This window comes from Shewanella hafniensis (assembly GCF_019655335.1).
Lineage (GTDB): Bacteria > Pseudomonadota > Gammaproteobacteria > Enterobacterales > Shewanellaceae > Shewanella > Shewanella hafniensis.
The window spans coordinates 1-222 of sequence record NZ_BPFD01000299.1 but is presented as its reverse complement, the minus strand read 5'-3'; the positions used below and the strand labels follow the sequence as shown (position 1 = coordinate 222).

Annotated in this window: 1 protein-coding gene; it reads right to left on the bottom strand. The window is 55.9% G+C overall.

Annotated features, from left to right (window positions below):
- A partial coding sequence (locus K5Q99_RS22355) for a putative Ig domain-containing protein (protein ID WP_220778183.1) occupies positions 1–222 on the bottom strand: 222 nt, incomplete at both ends.

The following is a 222-nucleotide window of genomic DNA, read 5'->3' as shown; positions in this document are numbered from 1 at the left end:
TTAACACGCCTGAAGTCGTATTGAAGCTCAACCAACTCGGTTTGGTCACCGCGCTGAATGTCAGCACATCGCCCACATCAGTATCTGCGGCCGCGAAGGTGTAGCTGTACGCCGCATCTTGAGTGGCAGCTGTGATGGCCGTTGAACCGATGGTCGGCGCATCATTGACGTTGGTCACGGTGATGCTGAAGCTTTGCTCTGCCGTTAAGCCGTCTGTGTCCG